Annotated in this window: 2 protein-coding genes; both read right to left on the bottom strand. The window is 66.5% G+C overall.

All coding sequences use genetic code 11. The features are described 5' to 3' along the window. The coding region (locus tag EN780_RS31750; RefSeq protein ID WP_128276243.1) for an NAD(P)H-binding protein at positions 1-846 on the bottom strand (846 nt) is incomplete at its 3' end. A 177-nt stretch (positions 847-1,023) separates the two neighbouring features. Continuing rightward, a complete protein-coding gene (locus tag EN780_RS31745) occupies positions 1,024-2,631 on the bottom strand; it encodes a DHA2 family efflux MFS transporter permease subunit (RefSeq protein WP_128276242.1) in 1,608 nt (535 codons plus the stop codon). Between the last annotated feature and the right edge of the window lie 13 nt (positions 2,632-2,644).

Genomic DNA, 2,644 nt, shown 5'->3' with positions numbered 1-2,644 from the left:
GCCTGTGCCTGGCTGCCGCCGGACCTCGACACCGCCCGCCATGACCGCAAGTGCGGTCGAGCGGAGCGGCGAGCGCCAGCCGAGCCGGCCGGCGAGATCGGCCAGCCACGTCACCGGCCGTGCGGCCATCGGCGGAACGGCAATCACAGGGGCCGGGGGCAGGCCGAGCCAGTTGCGATGCAAAAGGACTAGGTCCTTCAGCGTCAGGCCTTCATCGCCGCCGAGCGAGAGGTCCGAGCCGGAGGGCAAGACGCCGCCGATCGCGGCGCTGACCGCGCCGGCGACATCGTCGAGCGCGACCGCCGTGACCTGGCTGTCGGCGTAAGCCAGAGGGATCGCCAACGGGAAGGCCGCCAGCGCCCTCAACAAGGCGGAGCCGCCATGCGCATTGCGGCCGAGCACCAGCGCCGGCCGCAGGATGACATAGCGCACGCCGCTTGCCGCGAGCGCCCCGTCGGCCCGCCTCTTGGTGTCGAGAAAGGGCAGGTCGCGGCCGGTTCCCCCTGTGTCCGCCGAGATCTGGACGATCAGCAATTCCCGGTCGCGCGCAGCCTCATAGAGAGCGAGCATCGCCTTTTCCTGGGTGGCCGTCAGGTCATCGGCGAGCCCGTCCTGCAGCGCGCCGGCGCAATTGACCACCGCCTGCTGGCCATCCAGTGCGGTCTGCCAGTCCACACTCCGCGTCATGCCGGCGAGGTCGGCCTTCAGCCAGCGCACCTGCGGCATCTTCAGCGCCGCGCGCGCCGGCTCGCGTCCAAGCCCAGTGACCTGGTGGCCTTCCTCCGCAAGTCTTCTTGTGACGGCGGACCCGATGAAGCCGGTCGCACCGAGAATCAGGATGTTCATGCCGGAACTCTAGCTGAAACCACTTCAGCCGAAACCAGGTCAGGTGGCACTCATCCAGGGCACGATCGCCACCGACGCCGTCGCCGCCAAACGGGTGGAGTTAAAGCATGACCCCGGAATCGTCGCCGATTTCCGGGGTCATGCACGAGGGGCGCCAGGCGGGGGTTCCGGCGCGCCTCAATGGCCTCCGCCACCACCGCCGGCCTGGTCGGCCGGCTTGCGGATGAACAGGACGAACAGGCCGAGCGTGGCGAACAGCACCGTCAGCATGTAGAACACGTCCATGAAGGACAGCAGCGATGCCTGCTGCTGGACCATGCCGGACAGCTTGGAGATCGCCGCCTTGGTGGCGTCGAGACCGGCGGTCTGCTCGAAGTTCATGGTCATGTTCTGCAGCTTCTGCTGCGCTTCGGCGCTGCCCCACTGAACATGCTCGGCGAGCCTGGCGTAGTGGAAGGCGTTGCGGTCGATCAGCACCGTGTTGATGACGGCAAGGCCGACGGCGCCGCCGAGGTTGCGGGTCAGGTTGAACAGGCCAGACGCATTCTTCAGCCGCTCCGGCGGCAGCGTGCCGAGCGCGATGTTGTTGATCGGCACCATGCACAGCATCATCGAGCAGCCGCGCAGGATCTGCGGGATGAGCAGCTCGTAGAAATCCCAGTCGGCGGTCAGATGCGTCATCCACCAGGTGCCGGTGGCGAAGCCGAAGAAGCCGATCATCATCATCAGCCTGAGATCGATCTTGTTCGACAGGATGCCGGCAACGGGCGCTGTGAAGAACATCGCCAGGCCGCTGACGAACAGCGCTTCGCCGATCATCATCGAATCGTAGCCGCGGATACGGCCGAGGAACACCGGATAGAGATAGGTCAGCCCGTAGAGGCCGATGCCGACGACGAAGGAGAACAGCGAGCCGAAGGCGAAGTTGACGTTGGTGAAGGCGCGCAGGTCGACGATCGGCTCCTCGGCGGTGAAGGCGCGCCAGAAGAACAGCACTGCGCCGATGCTCATGACGGCGGCGCAGATGAACACCGCCTGGTCCTGCAGCCAGTCGTTGTTGGGGCCTTCCTCCAGCACATATTCCATGCAGCCGAGGAAGGCGGCCATGCCGGCGAGGCCCCACCAGTCGAACTTCGAGAACAGCTTGAGGTTGGGCTTGTCGAAATCGATCAGCGTCCAGGCCGCCGTCGCCACCAAAATGCCGGGCACGACATTGATCAGGAACAGCCAGTGCCAGGACATGGCGTGGCTGATATAGCCGCCGACCGTCGGGCCGATCGTCGGCGCCAGCGTCGCCACCAGGCCGATCATCGGCGAGACGACGGCGCGGCGCGACGGCGGGAAGATGGTGAAGGCGGCAGCGAAGACGCTGGGGATCATGCCGCCGCCGATGAAGCCCTGGATGGCGCGGTAGACGATCATCTGGTCGATGTTGGTGGCGGTCGCGGCCAGCGCGCTGGCCGCGGTGAAGCCGGCGGCAGCGATTGTGAACAGGACCCGCGTCGACAGCATCCGGCTGAGGAAGCCTGACAGCGGGATCATCACCACCTCGGCGATCAGATAGGCCGTCTGCACCCACGGGATCTCGTCCGAGCTGGCGCTCAAGCCCGCCTGGATCTCGGCCAGCGAGGCCGAGACGATCTGGATGTCCAGGATCGCCATGAACATGCCGAACACCATCGCCAGGAAGGCGATGACGCGGCGAACCGGCATATGGTCGGCCGGTAGGGCGGGTGCCGCCGGCCGTGCCGGTATCGATCCTGCGGTGACGGTTGCGGTTGCCATGTCATGGCCTCCC

Origin of the sequence: Mesorhizobium sp. M4B.F.Ca.ET.089.01.1.1 (genome assembly GCF_004022605.1) — a bacterium.
Taxonomy (GTDB): domain Bacteria; phylum Pseudomonadota; class Alphaproteobacteria; order Rhizobiales; family Rhizobiaceae; genus Mesorhizobium; species Mesorhizobium abyssinicae.
This window is presented reverse-complemented; position numbering and strand designations above follow the sequence as displayed.